Raw genomic sequence first — 17,774 nt, 5'->3', positions numbered from 1 at the left:
TATTGGAATTATATAAAAAATTATATTCAAAAATGTAAAAAATGTAAAATTTACATGTAAATCTTACACACTTAATAAAAACTTTGACAGGTTTTCGTCCTGCAAGAGATTTAATTTCTTTCTAAGACGATATCTATGCAATTCTACTCCTCTAAATGATATATTCATCATAGGCGCAATTTCCTTTGAAGAAAGGTTCATTTTAAGATAAACACACAGTTTGATATCCTTCGGAGTAAGGATTGGATATTTCTTTGAAAGGTTTATAATAAATTCGTTGTGAATCTGATTCAAATTGGTTTCAAAAATTTCCCATTCGTGTTTATTAACTTCATTAATTTTAATAGCTTTCTTTATTTCGCTCTTGAGTTTATTAAAGTCTTTTTCAGAATCAAGAATATTCTGAATGTTTTCGATCATTTCACTTTGTTTGGCAATTGATAGTGATTTCCCTGCAACTTCAGAAGATTTAGTTTGCAATTCAAGTTCCAAAATATGCTTTTGATATTCCTGCATATTTAGTTCATTCTCGGCTTTTAATTCCATTTCAAGAATTTCCCTCTGATGTTTCAATTCTTCCGCCTGCAGTCTTAATTTTTGCATATAACGAAGCTTGTTCCATTTATAGTAGAAAAACAGAACCGCTCCTATTATTAATAAGTATAACAAAATCATCCAAAATGAAAAATACCAAGGTTTTGCTACACTAAAATCAAAATTGGCAACATTATCATAAGTCGCACCATCGTGTTTATAAACCTTAACAACATGACCACCACTGCTTAAATTATTCAAAACAATTAGTCCGTTTAAGACCGGAACAAATTCCTTACTATTATCCAGTTTATAAAACAAATTAGGTTTACTGGCTCCATAAATTCCTGAGATAACATTTATTTGCAGTTCGGTATTATATTTGATTTTTGAATCGTTTGGAACTAAATTTTCATCATTAAAAGATTCAATCTTAACAGCTGAATTTTGTTTATTCTCATATTTCAACTGTAAGGATATAAAACCATCATCAAGATTTAGCAAATAGTGATTGGCATGCTTAAAAATCCTTAAATTATCATTGATTAATTTTCCTTTGTAATATTTTGCCTGAATAATATTCCATAAAAATTTATTTCCCGTCGCTTTAATATGGTAAAGAATTCCATCCTGAAGCACCATAAAATGATCTTCATCTATGCTTATTATATCCGAAACATTTTTAAAGTTCTGATTAAATAATTCGTTTTCCTCTAGTTTGTTCGTTATCGAATTATAAGTGTACCACGAATTATTGATCAGAAATAGAATTTCATTTCTAAACTCAAATATTTTAACTCCAAAGTCGTTTTTAATCTTGCTTTGTTGTGTGATATTTTCAACCTTTTTAGTTTTAAAATTATCATCATATACAACCCGATAAAGACCGCGATAATTATCAGCAGCCCAAATTTCATTCTTTTTGTTCTGGGCTACATATTTTATTGGTTTCGAAAGATCTTTAATCACTTTCCTATGACTTAAATCTGAAAGATCATCATATGCGATAACACCGCTATAAGTTGATTGAAAATAAGTATTATTTATACTGCTTTTCGATAAATTCCAGCCTCCACTAATATTATTTATTTTAGATAACGAACCATTAGCATAAGAAAATGTACCATCATTGTGGCCTATAATATATTTATTATTAATTTCTGTAATATTCCACGCTTGTCCCTGAGTATTGGGCATCATTTTGAATTTCCCCGAATCAAATTCAAAAACGCCATGGTTTGTCGCTATTAAATAACCTTTGTTTGTTGTAGCTACTGAGTAGACAGAGCCTAAAATACCTGAATTATCATAAAAGATTGAAATAGGCGAATTGATCTCAACATGAGCGATTCCGTTATCTAAACCCAGCCATAAATCATTTTCTTTGTCAAAACCAATACTCAAAATGGAGTTATTCATTAAGACATTTTTTCTATCAATATTTTTATAGGTACCAGATTTAAAATCATATATAAAAACACCTCGGTTTCCGGTACCTACAATAAGTTTATTGTTTTTAGTAAACTTACCAACGTTAATTGTGGAGCTTTTTAAAATTTCATTTAATGGATTATTCCAAGGCTTTAAACCTTCTTTTTCTACAGTAAAAATTCCTTTTTTCTGCGTAAAAATGTAAGTCTTGTTTTGATATTTTTCGATAGCATGAACAACACAGTTTTTAAGAACATTCCACCCTTTTGGATTTGCAATTCTAGATCCGTTCATTTTAAAAGTTCCCTTCGCTACTGACGCAACATAAAGGTTTTGATCGACTACAAAACAATACGAAATTAAAAACGGAAATTTAATTTTCTGAATGTGTTTTCCGTTATAAATAAAAACATCATTGAAGGACTGGAAATATAACGAGCCATTAAATCTGAAAATTTTCCAGATTTCTTCATTGTCTTTCTCATCAAACAAACGCAGGTTTTTGGTAATTGAAATGTATTGCATTTTACCCTCTTTTCGATACCAATAACCAAATTCCTTATAAGAACCAGAATAAATTCGATCTCCTTCAATTAAAATCGAACGAATAATCGTTTTATTAGGTAATGAATATTTTTCCCATTTTACACCATCATATCGCAGTAAATAATGGTTATTAGCAAAATACATGGCATTATCTTTACCCTGGACAACGTTCCAAATTTGGTTGTCGCCCTGATAGTTTGATTTATTATAATTTTCAACGAAAGGAAGTAATTCTTGTGCTTGAATTTGTGAAGCGATGAAAAAGAAGAAAAGTGATTTTAGAAGTATCGATTTCAAAATATTCAGTTTTATGTCAAAGATACTGACAAATATTTAATAAGTAAAAAAGCCTCTCAAATGAGAAGCTTTTTTTATTCTGAACCGGATATAATCTAATTATGTAGCAAATGATAAACCTGATTTGCAATTTCATATTCCTCATCTGTTGGAACTACCAAAACTTTAGCTTTGGAGTCTGCTTTGTTGATTTCTCTAACAGCTTTAGAGCGAATTTGATTTTTTTCTTCATCTATGTCTATTCCAAAATATTCCATGTCCGTACAAACTAATTTACGCATATACGAAGAATTTTCGCCAATTCCAGCCGTAAAAACAATAGCATCTAAACCATTTAATGCTGCAGTATAGGCACCAATAAACTTTTTAATACGATAAGCATTCATTAACAAAGCCAACTGACATTCTTTATTACCCTTTTCAGCTTCGCCTTCAATATCACGTAAATCACTGTAGCCAGTAAGTCCCAGCATACCGCTTTGTTTCAATAAAACGGCATTTACTTCATCCGCTGTATATCCAAGATTTTTAATCATGTAAAAAACAACCGACTGATCAATATCACCGGAACGTGTTCCCATAATCAACCCATTCGATGGTGAAAATCCCATTGTGGTATCAATACATTTTCCATTTTTAACCGCAGCCATACTACAGCCATTGCCTAAATGAATAGTAATGATTCTAGAATTGTTCTCTAAAAAGCCAATTGCTTTTTCAGAAACATATTTGTGGCTCGTTCCGTGAAAACCATACACACGCACTTTATTTTCTGTTAAAAGGTAATTTGGAATTGCATATTTATAAGCCACTTCTGGCATAGACTGATGAAAAGCAGTATCAAAAACGGCAATTTGCTCAGCTGAACTAAAAATCTCTTCTGCAACATTAATTCCTTCTAAGTTAGCCGGATTATGTAAAGGAGCCAGCTCAAAAAGCTGTTTGATTTTTGCTTTTACCTTTTCGTCAATTTTTACTGTATCGCTAAAATCACTTCCTCCATGCACTACACGATGACCAACCGCTGCAATTTCTGAAGTTGATTTAATAACTCCTTTTTCAGCATCCAAAAGCATATTAGCCACTTTTTGCAAACCTACTTTATGATTGGGAATAGCCAATGTTTCTTCTATCGAATTAGACACCGATTTAAAAGTAATATTTGAAGTTTCTAAACCAATTCTGTCAATCATACCCGAACAAATTACTTCGTTTGTTGGCATAACCATTAATTGATATTTTATGGATGAACTTCCTGAGTTTATGATTAGTATTTTCATTTTTTTTATAGTTACTAAGGTACTAAGACACTAAGGTTCTGAGTTTTTTTTCAAATGCTCAAAGCATTTCAATATTTGATTTATTTTATATAGGGCTTTTTTCTACGTACTGCCGTACTGCGCAAAACTCAATCATTAATAATTTATAACTAATAATTAATAATTGATTAAAGTCCCTGCGCCTGAATCGCTGTGATTACTACCGTATTTATAATATCATCTACAGTACAACCACGGCTTAAATCGTTTACAGGCTTGTTTAAACCTTGTAACATTGGTCCGATGGCTAATGCTCCTGTTTCTCTTTGAACGGCTTTATAGGTATTATTTCCTGTATTTAAATCCGGGAAAATTAATACGCTTGCCTGCCCTGCTACTTCAGAATCGGGCATTTTGCTTTTCCCTACGGCGCGATCTACTGCGGCATCGTATTGAATTGGTCCTTCTATTTTTAAATCCGGTCGTTTTTGTTTTACTATTTCCGTTGCCGTTCTTACTTTCTCTACTTCATCTCCTTTTCCTGAAGTTCCGGAAGAATACGAAAGCATAGCAATTTTAGGTTCAATTCCGAACGCCGCACTTGAATCAGCTGATGAAATAGCGATTTCTGCCAACTGTTCTGCTGTTGGATTTGGATTAATAGCACAATCTCCAAAAACCGAAACCCTGTCTTCTAAACACATAAAAAACACAGAAGAAACTACGGATGAATTCGGTTTCGTTTTTATGAATTGTAATGCCGGTAAAATAGTATGCTGTGTAGTATGTGCAGCTCCCGAAACCATTCCGTCAGCGTGGCCTTTATACACCATCATAGTTCCGAAATACGAGACATCTTCCATTAAATCCCTTGCCATTGTAATACTCACATTTTTGGCTTTTCGAAGCTCATAATACGTATTGGCATAATCTTCATAAAACTCAGACTCAGCTGGATTAATTATTTTTATTTTTGAAAAATCAAATGTTATTCCGAGTTCAGCGACCTTATTTTCTATTTGTTTTTTATCTCCAATAATCGAAATATCAACCACATCCATATCTAACAATCTTGACGCAGCAGTAATGATTCTGTCATCATTTCCTTCAGGCAAAACAATATGTTTACGATATTGTTTGGCTCTTTTGACCATATTGTACTGAAACATTTTCGGCGTCATTCCTTCGGGCACAAAAGTGATCACTCTTTCAGATAGAGCTTCAATTGCTACATATTTTTCAAAAGTAGTAATTGAAGTTTCGATTTTATGCGTATTATTAGCATAGATCTCAGATCGTATCGAGCCTATTTTATTGGTTATATTATAAGTACCACCATCTACAGCAATAATTGGGACAATTGCCGAAAGTCCTTCAATAAGTTTTAAGATGCTGTCTTCCGGAATAATATTTCCCGTTAAAATGATTCCTGAAATAGTTGGATAATTTACCGATTCATTAGCCTGCAAAGCACCAAGAATAATATCAGAACGGTCACCAGGTGTAATCACCAATGCATTATCATGCAAATGAACCAGATAATTGTGCAATTGCATAGCTCCTACGCTATAATGCCCAATTTCATTATTCAGATAAGCGCTTCCAAACAAAACTTTCGCGTTAAGCTGATTAACAATTTCCTGCATTGTCGGATTATTCAAACTTGAAATTAACGGAATTGTATTAATCAAAACATTGGCCGGCAAACTTTTTTGAAGGCCTTTGGTTACCAATTCAATATTTTCAGGCTGTACTTTATTGGCAAAAACGGATAAAACTTCAACCTCTTTTACTTTAAAGGAGTCGTAAACCAAATAAAGGCTATCTACTAATTCTTCTAAAGTTTTCCCTACTCCAGATCCAATAATCATGGTTGGAATTCCGAGGTTTTTAGCAATTAAAACATTCAAATCTAATTCTATTGACGTTCCTTCTCCTGTAAAACTGGTTCCTTCAACCAAAACAAAATCAAAACGTTCTTCCAGTTTTTTATATTTCTCAATAATCAAATCAAGAACCTCCCCTATTTTTCCTTTATTTTTTTTCTTGATCAGTTTGCTTTTGGTAATAGCATAAGCTTCTTCAAACTTAATATCAAGATTAAAATAAGACAAAACTGTTTCAATATGATTGTCCTGTTCTCCATCAACAAAATCTTCTATTATAGGTCTGAAATAACCCACCTTAGCCGTTTTACCAATTAAAATGCTCATCAAGCCTAAGGTAATGATAGATTTTCCGCTATTATGGTCGCTGGTAGCTATATATACTGCTTTGCTCATAATTTAATTTTTTGAAATAATAATTAATAAACGTTAAAACCAACGTCTTTTTTTGAAATAGATAATGAGGGCTATTACCAATAAAAACATGCCTCCCATCACCATAAAATAGCCGTTTCTTTCTTTAAGCTCCGGCATATACTCAAAATTCATTCCATACACTCCAACAATAAAAGTAAGCGGAATAAAGATGGCAGAAATGATCGTCAGTGTTTTCATTATTTCATTCATTTTTCGGCTTTGTTCCGAAAAATAAAAGTTAGAAGCACTTTCTAATGAACTCATATCGGAATCAATTTGTTCCAATAGTTCTAAACTTTTTTGATGCAATCTGACGAAAAAATTGAACGTTTCTTTCTGAATCAATTCATTGGTATCATCGTCTTTAATTGTCTTCAAATAATATAAAGAGTCACGAAGTGGTATGATAGAACGCTTTAAAAAATTAAAATTATCGCGGTGATTTTCAATCTTTTCCAGAATAATAGGATCAGCACCTTTTTTAGTCAGGTCAATTAATTCTTCGATACTATCTTCTTCATCTTCAATCGTAATATAAAAATTTTCCATAACGGCATCTAGCAATAAATACAGTAAATAGTCTACTTTTTTCGTTCTTACGATTCCGGCGTGCGTGCGTAAACGTTCGCGTATATGAGTGAAGAAATCGCTTCTTTTTTCCTGAAATGAAATTAAAATTCCGTCTTTAAGAATAAAACTAATTTGTTCTACTTTCAAGCCATCAGAGTATTCTGAAGGTAAAAGCGATTTAATATTAAAAAATAAAACATTTTGCTGCTCTTCTAATTTTGTTCTTTTGGTAGTATTTAATATATCTGCTAATAAAAAATCATCCAGCTTAAAATGCGCACCAATCGTTTTAATTAATTCAAGATTATTTAATCCGTGAATATTTAGCCAATTATTTTTAGTGTAATCTATGCAGGTATTTAAGGCAAAAACGGTAAATTTTTCATATTCGATAACGTCAGCATCGTTATATACAAAAAGCTGCATTTCTGTTTCATGATCTTTATGAGATCCAGTATACTCTAAACTAGTATGTTGCAGTTTACGGCCTTTTTTGTATTTTATCTTTCTCATTCAAAATGATTTATATAGTAATATTACAAAAAAGATTTTGAACGGGAAATGACATTTGTCATTTTGTGAAGATATACAAATAGTAAAAACCTGCTATTGCTAACTTCTTGATCTTAAAAACTAAGTCATAAAAAAAACCGGACTATTTCTAGTCCGGTTCATAATTATGTACACTACAAAGTTTTATTGAGACAGCACAGTATAAGATAAATTATTAAAAACTCCATTTTTAACCTCAAAAATATCAGGAGTTACAATTTTAGTTTGAAGAGCACCACCTTTTTCCGCCTTAAAGCTAAAAGTTCCTGATACTGTTTTTTTCTCAGGATCCATTGCAGTAATTGTCATTTTTCCAACCACTGGCATATGCTCCGTATAAGTGTTTCCGTCTATTAAATAAGTATTTACAAACAAGGCATCGCTAGGAATCCATTCATCCCCATCAGTATCTTCTAAATCTTCATAAAAGTTATATTCTTTCAAGGGCATTGCATCTTTACTTGTAAAATCACTTTCACAAGCCAGCATAAGCATTTGCGAATCATCCTGAATATTTATATCAAATCTTTGTCCACTTCCGGAAATTTTAATTAAAGTAACACTATTGATTTTAGTTGGCTTCCATTCTACTCCGTTTATGGTTGCCGAAATTGAGCTGTTATTATCGTCGTTTTCATCACTACTACAGCTTGTAAACAAAATAGATAATAACAGTAATCCTCCAAGAATTTTTTTCATAGTTTTTAGGTTAAGTTTTGGTTTATTTTTTTTCAAAATAACCACTAAAAATTTTAAAAAACGTACGGGAAACCTCATTCATAAAAATAAATATATAGAACCTTTTTTTAATAGATGAACGCTCATTATTTTGCATAAAAAAACCGGCCTATTTCTAGTCCGGTTTTCTATTATTGTGAAAGAAGAATTATTTTACTTCTTCGAATTCAACGTCTTCAACATTGTCACCTTGCGATTGCTCTTGTTGTGGAGCAGCTTGTTGACCTTGTTCACCTTGAGCATACATAGCTTCTGTAGCTGTTTTCCAAGCTGCATTGATGTTGTCAAGAGCAGTTTGAATAGCTGGAATGTCTTGAGACTGGTGAGCCATTCTCAATTCAGTTAAAGCGTACTCTACAGCAACTTTATGATCGTCAGCTAATTTACTTCCTAACTCTTTCAATTGAGACTCAGTTTGGAAGATCATTCCGTCAGCTTCGTTCAATTTTTCAGCTCTTTCTCTTGCGATTTTGTCAGATTCAGCATTAGCTTCAGCATCTTGCTTCATTTTTTCGATTTCTTCAGAAGTTAATCCAGAAGAAGCTTCGATACGAATATCGTGAGATTTACCTGTTCCTTTGTCAGTAGCAGTTACTTTGATGATACCATTAGCATCGATATCAAAAGCAACTTCGATTTGAGGAACTCCTCTTGGTGCTGGTGGAATACCATCTAAGTGGAAACGACCGATAGTTTTGTTATCAACAGCCATTGCTCTAGCTCCTTGCAATACGTGAAGCTCAACAGATGGTTGAGAATCAGAAGCAGTAGAGAATACTTGAGATTTTTTAGTTGGAATAGTTGTGTTAGCCTCAATTAAGATAGTCATTACACCACCCATAGTTTCGATACCTAAAGATAAAGGAGTAACGTCAAGTAACAATACATCTTTTACATCTCCAGATAAAACTCCACCTTGAATAGCTGCTCCAATAGCAACAACTTCATCAGGATTAACTCCTTTAGATGCTTTTTTACCAAAGAATTTTTCAACTTCGTCAGCGATTCTTGGCATACGAGTAGAACCTCCAACAAGGATTACTTCGTCGATATCAGATGTAGATAAACCTGCATCTTTTAATGCTTTAGCAACTGGCTCCATAGAACGTTTTACTAAAGTATCAGATAATTGCTCAAATTTAGCTCTGGTTAATTTTTTCACTAAGTGTTTTGGTCCAGAAGCAGTAGCAGTTACGTAAGGTAAGTTGATTTCTGTTTCAGCAGAAGATGATAATTCAATCTTAGCTTTCTCAGCAGCTTCTTTCAAACGTTGCAATGACATTGGATCTAAACGTAAATCAATACCTTCTTCAGATTTGAATTCGTCAGCTAACCAGTCAATAATAACCTGGTCAAAATCATCTCCACCTAAGTGAGTATCACCATTTGTAGATAATACTTCAAATACACCGTCTCCTAATTCAAGAACAGAGATATCAAAAGTACCTCCACCTAAATCGTAAACAGCAATTTTTTGATCAGTTCCTTTTTTATCTAATCCGTAAGCAAGTGCAGCAGCAGTTGGCTCGTTGATGATACGCATAACTTTAAGACCAGCAATTTCTCCAGCTTCTTTTGTAGCTTGACGTTGTGCATCGTTAAAGTAAGCAGGAACAGTAATAACCGCTTCAGTTACAGTTTGACCTAAATAGTCTTCAGCAGTTTTTTTCATTTTTTGAAGTGTCATTGCTGACAATTCCTGAGCAGTGTATAAACGACCGTCAATATCCACACGTGGAGTATTGTTGTCACCTTTTACAACACTGTAAGGAACTCTTTTTGCCTCATCCTGAGTTTCAGCAAAAGTGTGTCCCATAAAACGTTTAATAGAAGCAATCGTTTTTGTAGGATTCGTTACCGCTTGTCTTTTTGCAGGATCACCTACTTTAATTTCTCCACCTTCAACAAAAGCGATGATAGATGGCGTTGTTCTTTTTCCTTCTGCGTTAGGAATAACAACTGCTTCGTTACCTTCCATTACAGAAACACAAGAGTTCGTCGTACCTAAGTCAATTCCGATTATTTTACCCATTTTTTATATATTTAATTTTGATATACATTTTATAACTCAGGTGGCATAAGTCAATCTTTGTGCCAATATAAAAAACCAAAGTAAATTGTCAGTTTTCATGTCGGCACAATAAAAATCATCTGACAACATGACATTTTTAAAACCTGACAGACGTGGCATATCAGTACTTTACGTGTCATTATCAGACATTTCTGTTGCTATTTTAAGGAGCTGTTTCCCGCTTTCGGCTATATCTTTTTTAAGGCAAAGAAAAATCGCCTCAAAAAAGGATACCGCCTCTATCGGGGCTAGGGCATCAGTTTTCAAAAGAAAGTTATTCTGATTAAAAACAATATTCTCAAAACCCATTTTTCAAATTATCATATAAATACTATATATTTGAAATAATCAAAACCAGATTTATTGATTCATATTTAAACCAAAAACATGAAACTATCTCAACTCCTTTTGATAATACTTCTTCCTGCCTTTGCAATATGTCAGCAAAAAAAAAGTGAAACAACAATCACAGGAAAAATCACCGGAAAAATTCCTGAAACCATCGAATATACTTTGCCTGTAAACGGAATCGATTATTTCGGATTTACAAATTCGGTTCAGCCAGACTCATTAGGTAATTTTCAAATAAAACTTCCTTTAAACAAAACTTCCTTCATAGAACTATCAACCAATTATAAGTCTTACGGAACCTTAATTACAGAACCGAAGATGAATTACAAGGTTTATATAAACACTGAAAATCAAGAAAATAAGTTTATCGTAACTTCTAAAAATGAAAAAGGCCAGCAGTTGTATAATAAGATTCCTAATAGAAATATGATTGTTGGTGAAGGCCATTTTGAACTTCAATCCCAAGCATACCTTAAAGATTCTGTTATAGCTGATATAAAACAAAAAACAGAACAGCGTCGAGAAATTGAAATAGCTGAATTTAAGAAATTATTAAAAAACAAAATTATTTCTAAAGATTTTTATGCCCTTGTACAAACTGACAGAGACTACTTCTATAAAGGGATGCACGGAAGCGTTTCTTTTATAAATTATTTAAATACTGCACAAAATAAAAATGCATTAACAAAAGAACAATATACTGAACTCTGGTCCTCGATTTTTGTATCAAATCCAATAACGAATCCTGAACTTTTAAGCTCTCCCTGGTTTTTTTATTATATCCAAAATTATTTACGCTACAAAGAATTAATCATAGAAGCAACAAGTACTGCGTCACTCGCAGAGTTGCATAAACAAGGGTTAATTCACACTCATAACATTAACAATGCAAAAAAATACTTATCCGGTCAGCAATTAGAATACTATTTTGCAGCCTATATTTATTACGAAGCAATCAACAAGAATTATGAAAAGGAATTAATTGCACTTTTTGAACAGTTCAAAACAGAATATCCTTCAAGTGCTTATACAACTTTTTTGGAACCTCTTATAATTCCAATTATTACCTTTCATAAAAAGCAGGTAGAGCCTTTAAACGAAAAAACTAAGTTTATTGATAATGCTGCAGGCATCAATTCCGTTAAAGATGCTTTAAAAGGATTGAATGGAAAACAATATTATATTGATATATGGGCAACCTGGTGTGGTCCCTGCAAAGCCGAATTTAAAAACAACACCAAACTATATCAATTATTAAAATCTAAGAACATTACTATGGTTTACATTTCTATAGACAAAGAGAGCCGTGAAAACCAATGGAAGGATATGATTCATTTTTACAATTTAGAAGGATATCATATTAGAGCCAATGAAAAATTAGATGCCAATTTACGAAATCTATACGGGAATCAATCGATGGGTATTCCGTGGCATTTCCTGACTGATGAAAATGGAAATATCATTAAAAAAAGTGTTAGCGGTCCATCTGAAATTGAAAATCTGGAAAAACAATTGAATGAAACTAATCCATAATGGAAAATTACACCATCATCATTTTTATTCTAGCCATTGTTATTGGTCTTTCTGCATTTGCTGACAAATCAAAAATTCCTTATCCAATTCTTTTAGTGATTGTTGGGGTTGCCATTGGTTTCATACCAACAATGGCAGAAATCGAAATCAATCCGGAGATTATCTTCCTGATATTTCTTCCACCTTTATTATATGATGCTTCGTTTAATATCTCTCCCAAACATTTCCGAACAAATCTTAGTACCATAAGTACTTTAGCAATACCTCTTGTTTTTCTAACAACGTTTTGGATTGCCGTAGTCTCCCATTATATGATTCCCGGAATGACTTGGCCGTTATCATTTGTACTTGGAGCTATATTATCAGCTACTGATGCGGTTGCTGCTGTAAACGTAACAAAAGGCCTCGGAATACCTGAAAAAACCATTACCATACTCGAAGGTGAAAGTTTAATTAATGACGCATCTGCGTTAGTTGCTTATCGTTTTGCTGTGGCGACCGCAATGGGTTCTGCTTTTATCATCTGGAAAGCGACATTTCAGTTTGTCCTTTTATTGGCAGGCGGATTTTTAGTTGGTTTTGTAATGGCTAAAATTCTGGCGTTCATTCTTACTAAAGTCCGTAAAAACATAAATGTTACCGTTAGTTTTATGCTTTTAATGCCTTTTGTAACCTATCTGGTTGCGGAACATCTGCACGTTTCAGGAGTAATTGCTGTTGTTTGCTTAGGTTTATCGATATCTCGTTTCAGTAAAAAAATCTTTCCGGAGAGTTTAAAAAACAATTCTAAAAACCTTTGGGATGTCATTATTTTCATTCTAAACGGATTAATCTTTATCCTAATCGGACTCAATTTTAGATATATTCTAAAAGACATTGATAACGATATGATTCTGCCTTATATTGCTTACGCCGCCATTATAACCGTCGTAGCATTATTAACCAGAATGATAAGAATCTTTTTTCAGAAAATAAATCTGCAAAAAGCTTTTCAAAAAAATGATCGAAAAAAACGAAAAGTCAGCGAACATGCCTTACTTGATTCTAAAAACAGTTTAGTTATTGCCTGGTCCGGAATGCGTGGCATCGTTTCGCTTGCCATTGCTTTAGGTTTACCAAAACATCTTCCGGACGGAAGCGCGTTTCCGGAACGAAATGCAATATTATTTATTTCTGTAGCGGTTGTACTCTTAACCATTGTAGGACAAGGACTTTCGCTTCCGTGGATTGTCAAAAAATTAAATATTAAAGAGGAAGAAAAATAATTTTTTAAAAAAAATAAAATAATTTGTCCAATTCTGAAAGTTCGATTGTTATTCCATTATAACAACATTTATAAATATAAAATTTAAACAAAATGGAAAATCGAATTAACATTCACGAAAAAGGACAAAACGCATTAAAAACACTTTATCCAATTGGAGGGTATTTGAAAAAATCTCCTCTAGAGCAATCCCTTATCGAATTAGTTCTTTTTAGAGTTTCTCAAATCAATCAATGTGCTTATTGTCTTGATATGCATTACAAAGATGCCCGTGACAAAGGCGAAACAGAACAAAGATTATACGGATTAAGTGCATGGAGAGAAGCAAGATATTACACTAACCGTGAAAGAGCTGCATTTGCCTGGGCAGAAGCTTTAACAAAATGTGAGGTAACCGATTCAGTTTACAACGAAACGGCAAAAGAATTTTCAGAACAAGAATTAATTGATTTAACTTTAGCTATCACAAACATTAATACCTGGAACCGTATTAATCTTGCTTTTCCTAATGAACCTGGAACTTACAAAGTAGGACAATTTGGTTAATTAAACCTAAAAAGAAACTGATTTATAACATCAAAAAAATAATAGTATGAACGAATTTGTATTAATATTTCGCAGAGATTTTAGCACTAAAGAAACCCAGCCTTCACCACAGGAATTGCAAGATTCATTAAAATTATGGCAAGACTGGCTGGGCGGAATTGCAGCGCAGGACAAACTGGCAAAACCTTTGCAACGCTGGGATGGCACAGGAAAAATTGTAACGAAAAATAAAAGCGTAATAAACGGACCTTATGTCGAAATCAAAGAGTCAATTGGCGGATTAATTATGATAAAAGCAGCAGATTATGGCGAAGCTGTTGCTATTGCAAACGGATGCCCAATATTAGATTTAGGCGGCAATGTTGAAATACGCATGGCGGTTACAGGAACCTATTAATTTTATTTCCTGATTGCATTTTTAAAATTATGGAAGAAAGTCAGCTTTTACCCCATTTATTCAGAACAGAGTATCGAAAAATAGTTTCGGTACTCTGTTATTTGTTTGGAATCGATAATATCGAAATTGCCGAAGACATTACAAGCGATACTTTCCTTACCGCAACCGAAACATGGAGCATAAAAGGAATTCCTGAAAACCCGACGGCCTGGCTTTATACAGTGGCAAAAAACAAAACCAAAAATTACTTAAAACGAGATGCCATTTTCGAACAAAAACTTGCTATCGAAATAAAACACACAGCAAATAAGTCAGAAGAAATTGAAATTGATTTATCTAACAAAAACATCAATGACAGCCAATTGGCTATGATATTTACAGTTTGTAATCCGGTAAATTCTGCCAAAGCACAAATTGCACTGGCTTTAAATTTATTATGCGGATTCGGAATTCAGGAAATATCAGATGGCTTTTTAACCAATAAAGAAGTCATTTACAAAAGAATCAATCGCGCCAAAGAAAAACTCAAAGAAGCCAAAATTAAAATTGAACAACCCACCATTGCTGAAATCAATGATCGTCTGGAAACGGTTTTAACGACCTTGTATTTATTATTTTCTGAAGGTTATTATTCGACTTCGCAAAACACGATTCTCAGAAAAGACCTTTGTGCAGAAGCCATGAGATTGACTTTTTTATTGATCGAAAATCCAACAACTAATTTACCAGCTGTAAACGCTTTACTTTCCTTAATGTGTTTTCATAGCTCAAGATTTGATGCCAGAACAAATGAAAATGGTGAAACAATCTTGTATCAGGATCAGGATGAATCATTGTGGAATCAGGAATTAATCGAAAAAGGCCAATATTATCTGGTACAGGCATCAACCGGAAATATACTTTCAAAATACCATCTTGAAGCCAGCATTGCCTATTGGCATACACAAAAAGAAGATACTCCTGAAAAATGGCAAAATATCCTGCAGCTTTATAATCATTTACTCTTTTTAGAATATTCGCCTATTGCAGCTCTTAACAGAACTTTTGCCTTAGCCAAAACAAATGGAAAAAAGGAAGCTATTATTGAAGCCGAAAAATTAAATCTTACTCAAAATCCTTTTTATTATTCGTTATTAGGCAATCTTTATACTGATTTTGACAATAAAAAAGCCATAGAAAATTTTGAAAAAGCGTTGCAAATAACTACTTCTCCAGCAGATAAGGCGACAATAATCAAAAACATTAATTCAATAAAATAATATTAAAATTTAATCTATATTCGTCAACCAAAACCATAAACTTAAAAAAATGAATCAGGAACTAGAAAGCAAATTTGATGAATTTGACAAACCAGAAATTATTAGAAGAAAACTCCTGCCATGGTGGATTAAAACTTTCTGTTGGATTTTTATGTTATTAGCGGTCTGCGGTCTGGCATCATTAATTGGAAATGCTTTTACAGACAATGTTAGTTTATCTCTTTATGGTTTCTCAAGCAATACAGCATATTCGGGAGTTGGTATTTTTATTATTGCAGTTATGACACTCAAAGGTTTTGCAGCGTATTCATTATGGTTTGAGAAGCCAAATGCCATAATAATCGCCAAAATTGATGCCATCGTAGGAATTGTAATTTGTATTGCGTCAATGTTTGTTTTACCATTTACTTCCGGCGATGGACACATCCCTATTAGGTTAGAAATTCTTTTGCTTATTCCTTATTACATCAAAATAAATAAAATTGAATATGAATGGGATAATCTTGAAAGTTTGTAATTCAAATAAAAGCAACTCTTCTTTTTTGAAAACTTTATAATGAAGTAAAAACGTAAGTTTTTTTTATATGCATGCATAATAATTTTAATTTATATCATACATTTCCTTTTTAATTTGTAATTTCGATTTTCTAAAAAGGACTGTTTATTAAAGAATCAAATCTTTGCAAAACGGTCGTAATAAAAATTAAAATACAATAAAAATGGCTTCATTTATTAAAGAAATTTCTTTTCGCTGGTCAGATCTTGACCCTAATTTTCACGTTCGTCATAGTGCTTACTACGATTTTGGCGCACAACATCGTATCGAAATTCTTGAAGAATTGGGTTTAACGCTGAGAGTGATGCAAACGCAGGGCTTTGGTCCGGTCTTATTTAGAGAAGAATGTGTTTTTAGAAAAGAACTAAAACTTTCAGACAAAATATTTATTCATACCAAAACATCAAAAATGAAAGCCGATGCTTCGCGTTGGTCAATCATTCACGAATTTAGAAGAGAAGATGATACTCTTTGTGCTACCATTACCGTTGATGGCGCCTGGATGGATACAAAACTTCGTAAATTAGCTTCTCCTACTCCGGAAATCGCTATTGAAGCTTTAAGCATTTTTCCAAAAAGTGATGATTTCGTTGGTTTATAAAAAGAAACATCCTTTTTCATAACTTTATCAAATCCAAAAAACATTTATTAAATGTGTTTTTTGGATTTTTTTCTTAAATCAAAAATTATGATTGATTACTTAAAAGACTTTAGAATAGGTTTCTTTATCGCCTTTATAGCCATTACAACAATTATTCTCGGTGCGATAACTGATAAAGTGCTTCGTTATTTTCTGTATCGCAAACAGGCCAATAAAGATTATGATGCAACCGGATTCAAGTTTTTAAAACATTTAATCATAACGGTAATTTATATTCTGGGGTTTGCTTTTGCTTTAATACAAATTCCGGAGTTTAAAATTATTGGGCACTCGGTTTTAGCAGGTGCAGGAATGATTTCTTTAGTTGCTGGTTTAGCTTCGCAACAAGCCTTAAGCAATATTGTCAGCGGAATTTTCCTGGTCATTTTTAAGCCTTTCAGAATCAATGACAAAATCACGATCAGCAATTTTGTCGGTACTGTTGAAGACATAAATTTAAGACAAGTAGTTTTGAAAGATGCCGAAAACAATCGCATCATTATTCCGAATGCGGTCATTAGCAATCAGATTATTGTCAACACCAACATGCATGGCACAAAATGCTGTAAAATAATCGAAATTGGAATTGGTTATGATTCTGATGTCGAAAAAGCATTAGAAATCATTAAAGATGAAATTGCCAAACATCCCCTTTTTATCGACACCAGAACGGCTGAGACCAGGAAACAAAAAGCACCTTTGGTTGTCGCGCGCGTTGTCGCACTAGCCGATTCAAGTGTAACTTTAAAAGCATGGGCCTGGGCAAAAAATTCGACAGATGGTTTTGTAATGTACTGTGATTTGCTGCAAAGCATTAAAAAACGTTTTGATGAAGCAAACATAGATATTCCGTATCCACAGAGGGTTGTCACATTAAAAAAAGATAAAACAAACACAGAGGAATCTGCAAAATAGCAAAATCTATAG

At 33.0% G+C, this 17,774-nt stretch carries 14 protein-coding genes; 8 read left to right on the top strand and 6 right to left on the bottom strand.

Translation table 11 applies throughout. From position 1 onward, the window contains the following. Nucleotides 1-63: 63 nt before the first annotated feature. The 6 genes from IRZ99_RS01875 to dnaK all read right to left on the bottom strand — a co-directional run bounded on the left by IRZ99_RS01875 (nt 64) and on the right by dnaK (nt 10,262). Nucleotides 64-2,808, bottom strand: a complete 2,745-nt coding sequence (locus IRZ99_RS01875) for a histidine kinase (protein ID WP_194655651.1) — start codon at nt 2,806-2,808, stop codon at nt 64-66. A gap of 95 nt (nt 2,809-2,903) precedes the next feature. Further along, nucleotides 2,904-4,088, bottom strand: coding sequence for an acetate/propionate family kinase (locus IRZ99_RS01870; RefSeq protein WP_194655650.1), 1,185 nt, complete (start codon nt 4,086-4,088; stop codon nt 2,904-2,906). Nucleotides 4,089-4,255: 167 nt separating this feature from the next. Continuing rightward, nucleotides 4,256-6,349 carry a phosphate acetyltransferase gene (gene pta, locus IRZ99_RS01865; protein ID WP_194655649.1) on the bottom strand — a complete coding sequence of 698 codons (2,094 nt, stop codon included), beginning with the start codon at nt 6,347-6,349 and terminating at the stop codon, nt 4,256-4,258. 33 nt (nt 6,350-6,382) lie between these two features. Continuing rightward, nucleotides 6,383-7,453, bottom strand: coding sequence for a magnesium/cobalt transporter CorA (gene corA, locus IRZ99_RS01860; RefSeq protein ID WP_194655648.1), 1,071 nt, complete (start codon nt 7,451-7,453; stop codon nt 6,383-6,385). Nucleotides 7,454-7,636: 183 nt separating this feature from the next. Further along, nucleotides 7,637-8,191 carry a DUF6252 family protein gene (locus IRZ99_RS01855; RefSeq protein WP_194655647.1) on the bottom strand — a complete coding sequence of 185 codons (555 nt, stop codon included), beginning with the start codon at nt 8,189-8,191 and terminating at the stop codon, nt 7,637-7,639. A 187-nt stretch (nt 8,192-8,378) separates the two neighbouring features. Next, complete coding sequence (gene dnaK, locus IRZ99_RS01850; protein ID WP_194655646.1) at nt 8,379-10,262, bottom strand: molecular chaperone DnaK; 1,884 nt, start codon at nt 10,260-10,262, stop codon at nt 8,379-8,381. 426 nt (nt 10,263-10,688) lie between these two features. On the opposite strand from dnaK, the gene IRZ99_RS01845 reads away from it, so the two are divergent. The 8 genes from IRZ99_RS01845 to IRZ99_RS01810 all read left to right on the top strand — a co-directional run bounded on the left by IRZ99_RS01845 (nt 10,689) and on the right by IRZ99_RS01810 (nt 17,762). Further along, nucleotides 10,689-12,185, top strand: coding sequence for a TlpA disulfide reductase family protein (locus IRZ99_RS01845; RefSeq protein ID WP_194655645.1), 1,497 nt, complete (start codon nt 10,689-10,691; stop codon nt 12,183-12,185). Then, the gene (locus IRZ99_RS01840) at nt 12,185-13,450 is read left to right on the top strand and encodes a Na+/H+ antiporter (protein WP_194655644.1); all 1,266 of its coding nucleotides are present in this window, start codon (nt 12,185-12,187) and stop codon (nt 13,448-13,450) included. The genes IRZ99_RS01845 and IRZ99_RS01840 overlap by 1 nt, the downstream gene beginning before the upstream one ends. Before the next feature lie 92 nt (nt 13,451-13,542). Beyond that, entirely contained in the window at nt 13,543-13,995 is a 453-nt protein-coding gene (locus tag IRZ99_RS01835) for a carboxymuconolactone decarboxylase family protein (RefSeq protein WP_194655643.1), read from the top strand. Between the two features lie 46 nt (nt 13,996-14,041). Next, the gene (locus IRZ99_RS01830; RefSeq protein ID WP_194655642.1) at nt 14,042-14,392 is read left to right on the top strand and encodes a YciI family protein; all 351 of its coding nucleotides are present in this window, start codon (nt 14,042-14,044) and stop codon (nt 14,390-14,392) included. Nucleotides 14,393-14,421: 29 nt separating this feature from the next. Next, nucleotides 14,422-15,651 carry an RNA polymerase sigma factor gene (locus tag IRZ99_RS01825; protein WP_194655641.1) on the top strand — a complete coding sequence of 410 codons (1,230 nt, stop codon included), beginning with the start codon at nt 14,422-14,424 and terminating at the stop codon, nt 15,649-15,651. A gap of 49 nt (nt 15,652-15,700) precedes the next feature. Continuing rightward, a complete protein-coding gene (locus IRZ99_RS01820; protein WP_194655640.1) occupies nt 15,701-16,168 on the top strand; it encodes a hypothetical protein in 468 nt (155 codons plus the stop codon). A 202-nt stretch (nt 16,169-16,370) separates the two neighbouring features. Beyond that, complete coding sequence (locus IRZ99_RS01815; RefSeq protein WP_026982233.1) at nt 16,371-16,808, top strand: thioesterase family protein; 438 nt, start codon at nt 16,371-16,373, stop codon at nt 16,806-16,808. A gap of 87 nt (nt 16,809-16,895) precedes the next feature. Next, entirely contained in the window at nt 16,896-17,762 is an 867-nt protein-coding gene (locus IRZ99_RS01810; protein WP_194655639.1) for a mechanosensitive ion channel family protein, read from the top strand. Nucleotides 17,763-17,774 lie beyond the last annotated feature (12 nt).

Source organism: Flavobacterium sp. LC2016-12, assembly GCF_015351595.1.
In the GTDB taxonomy this organism is placed as follows: Bacteria; Bacteroidota; Bacteroidia; order Flavobacteriales; family Flavobacteriaceae; genus Flavobacterium.
Note: the sequence above shows the minus strand (reverse complement) of the source record. Positions and strands in the feature narration are given on the sequence as shown.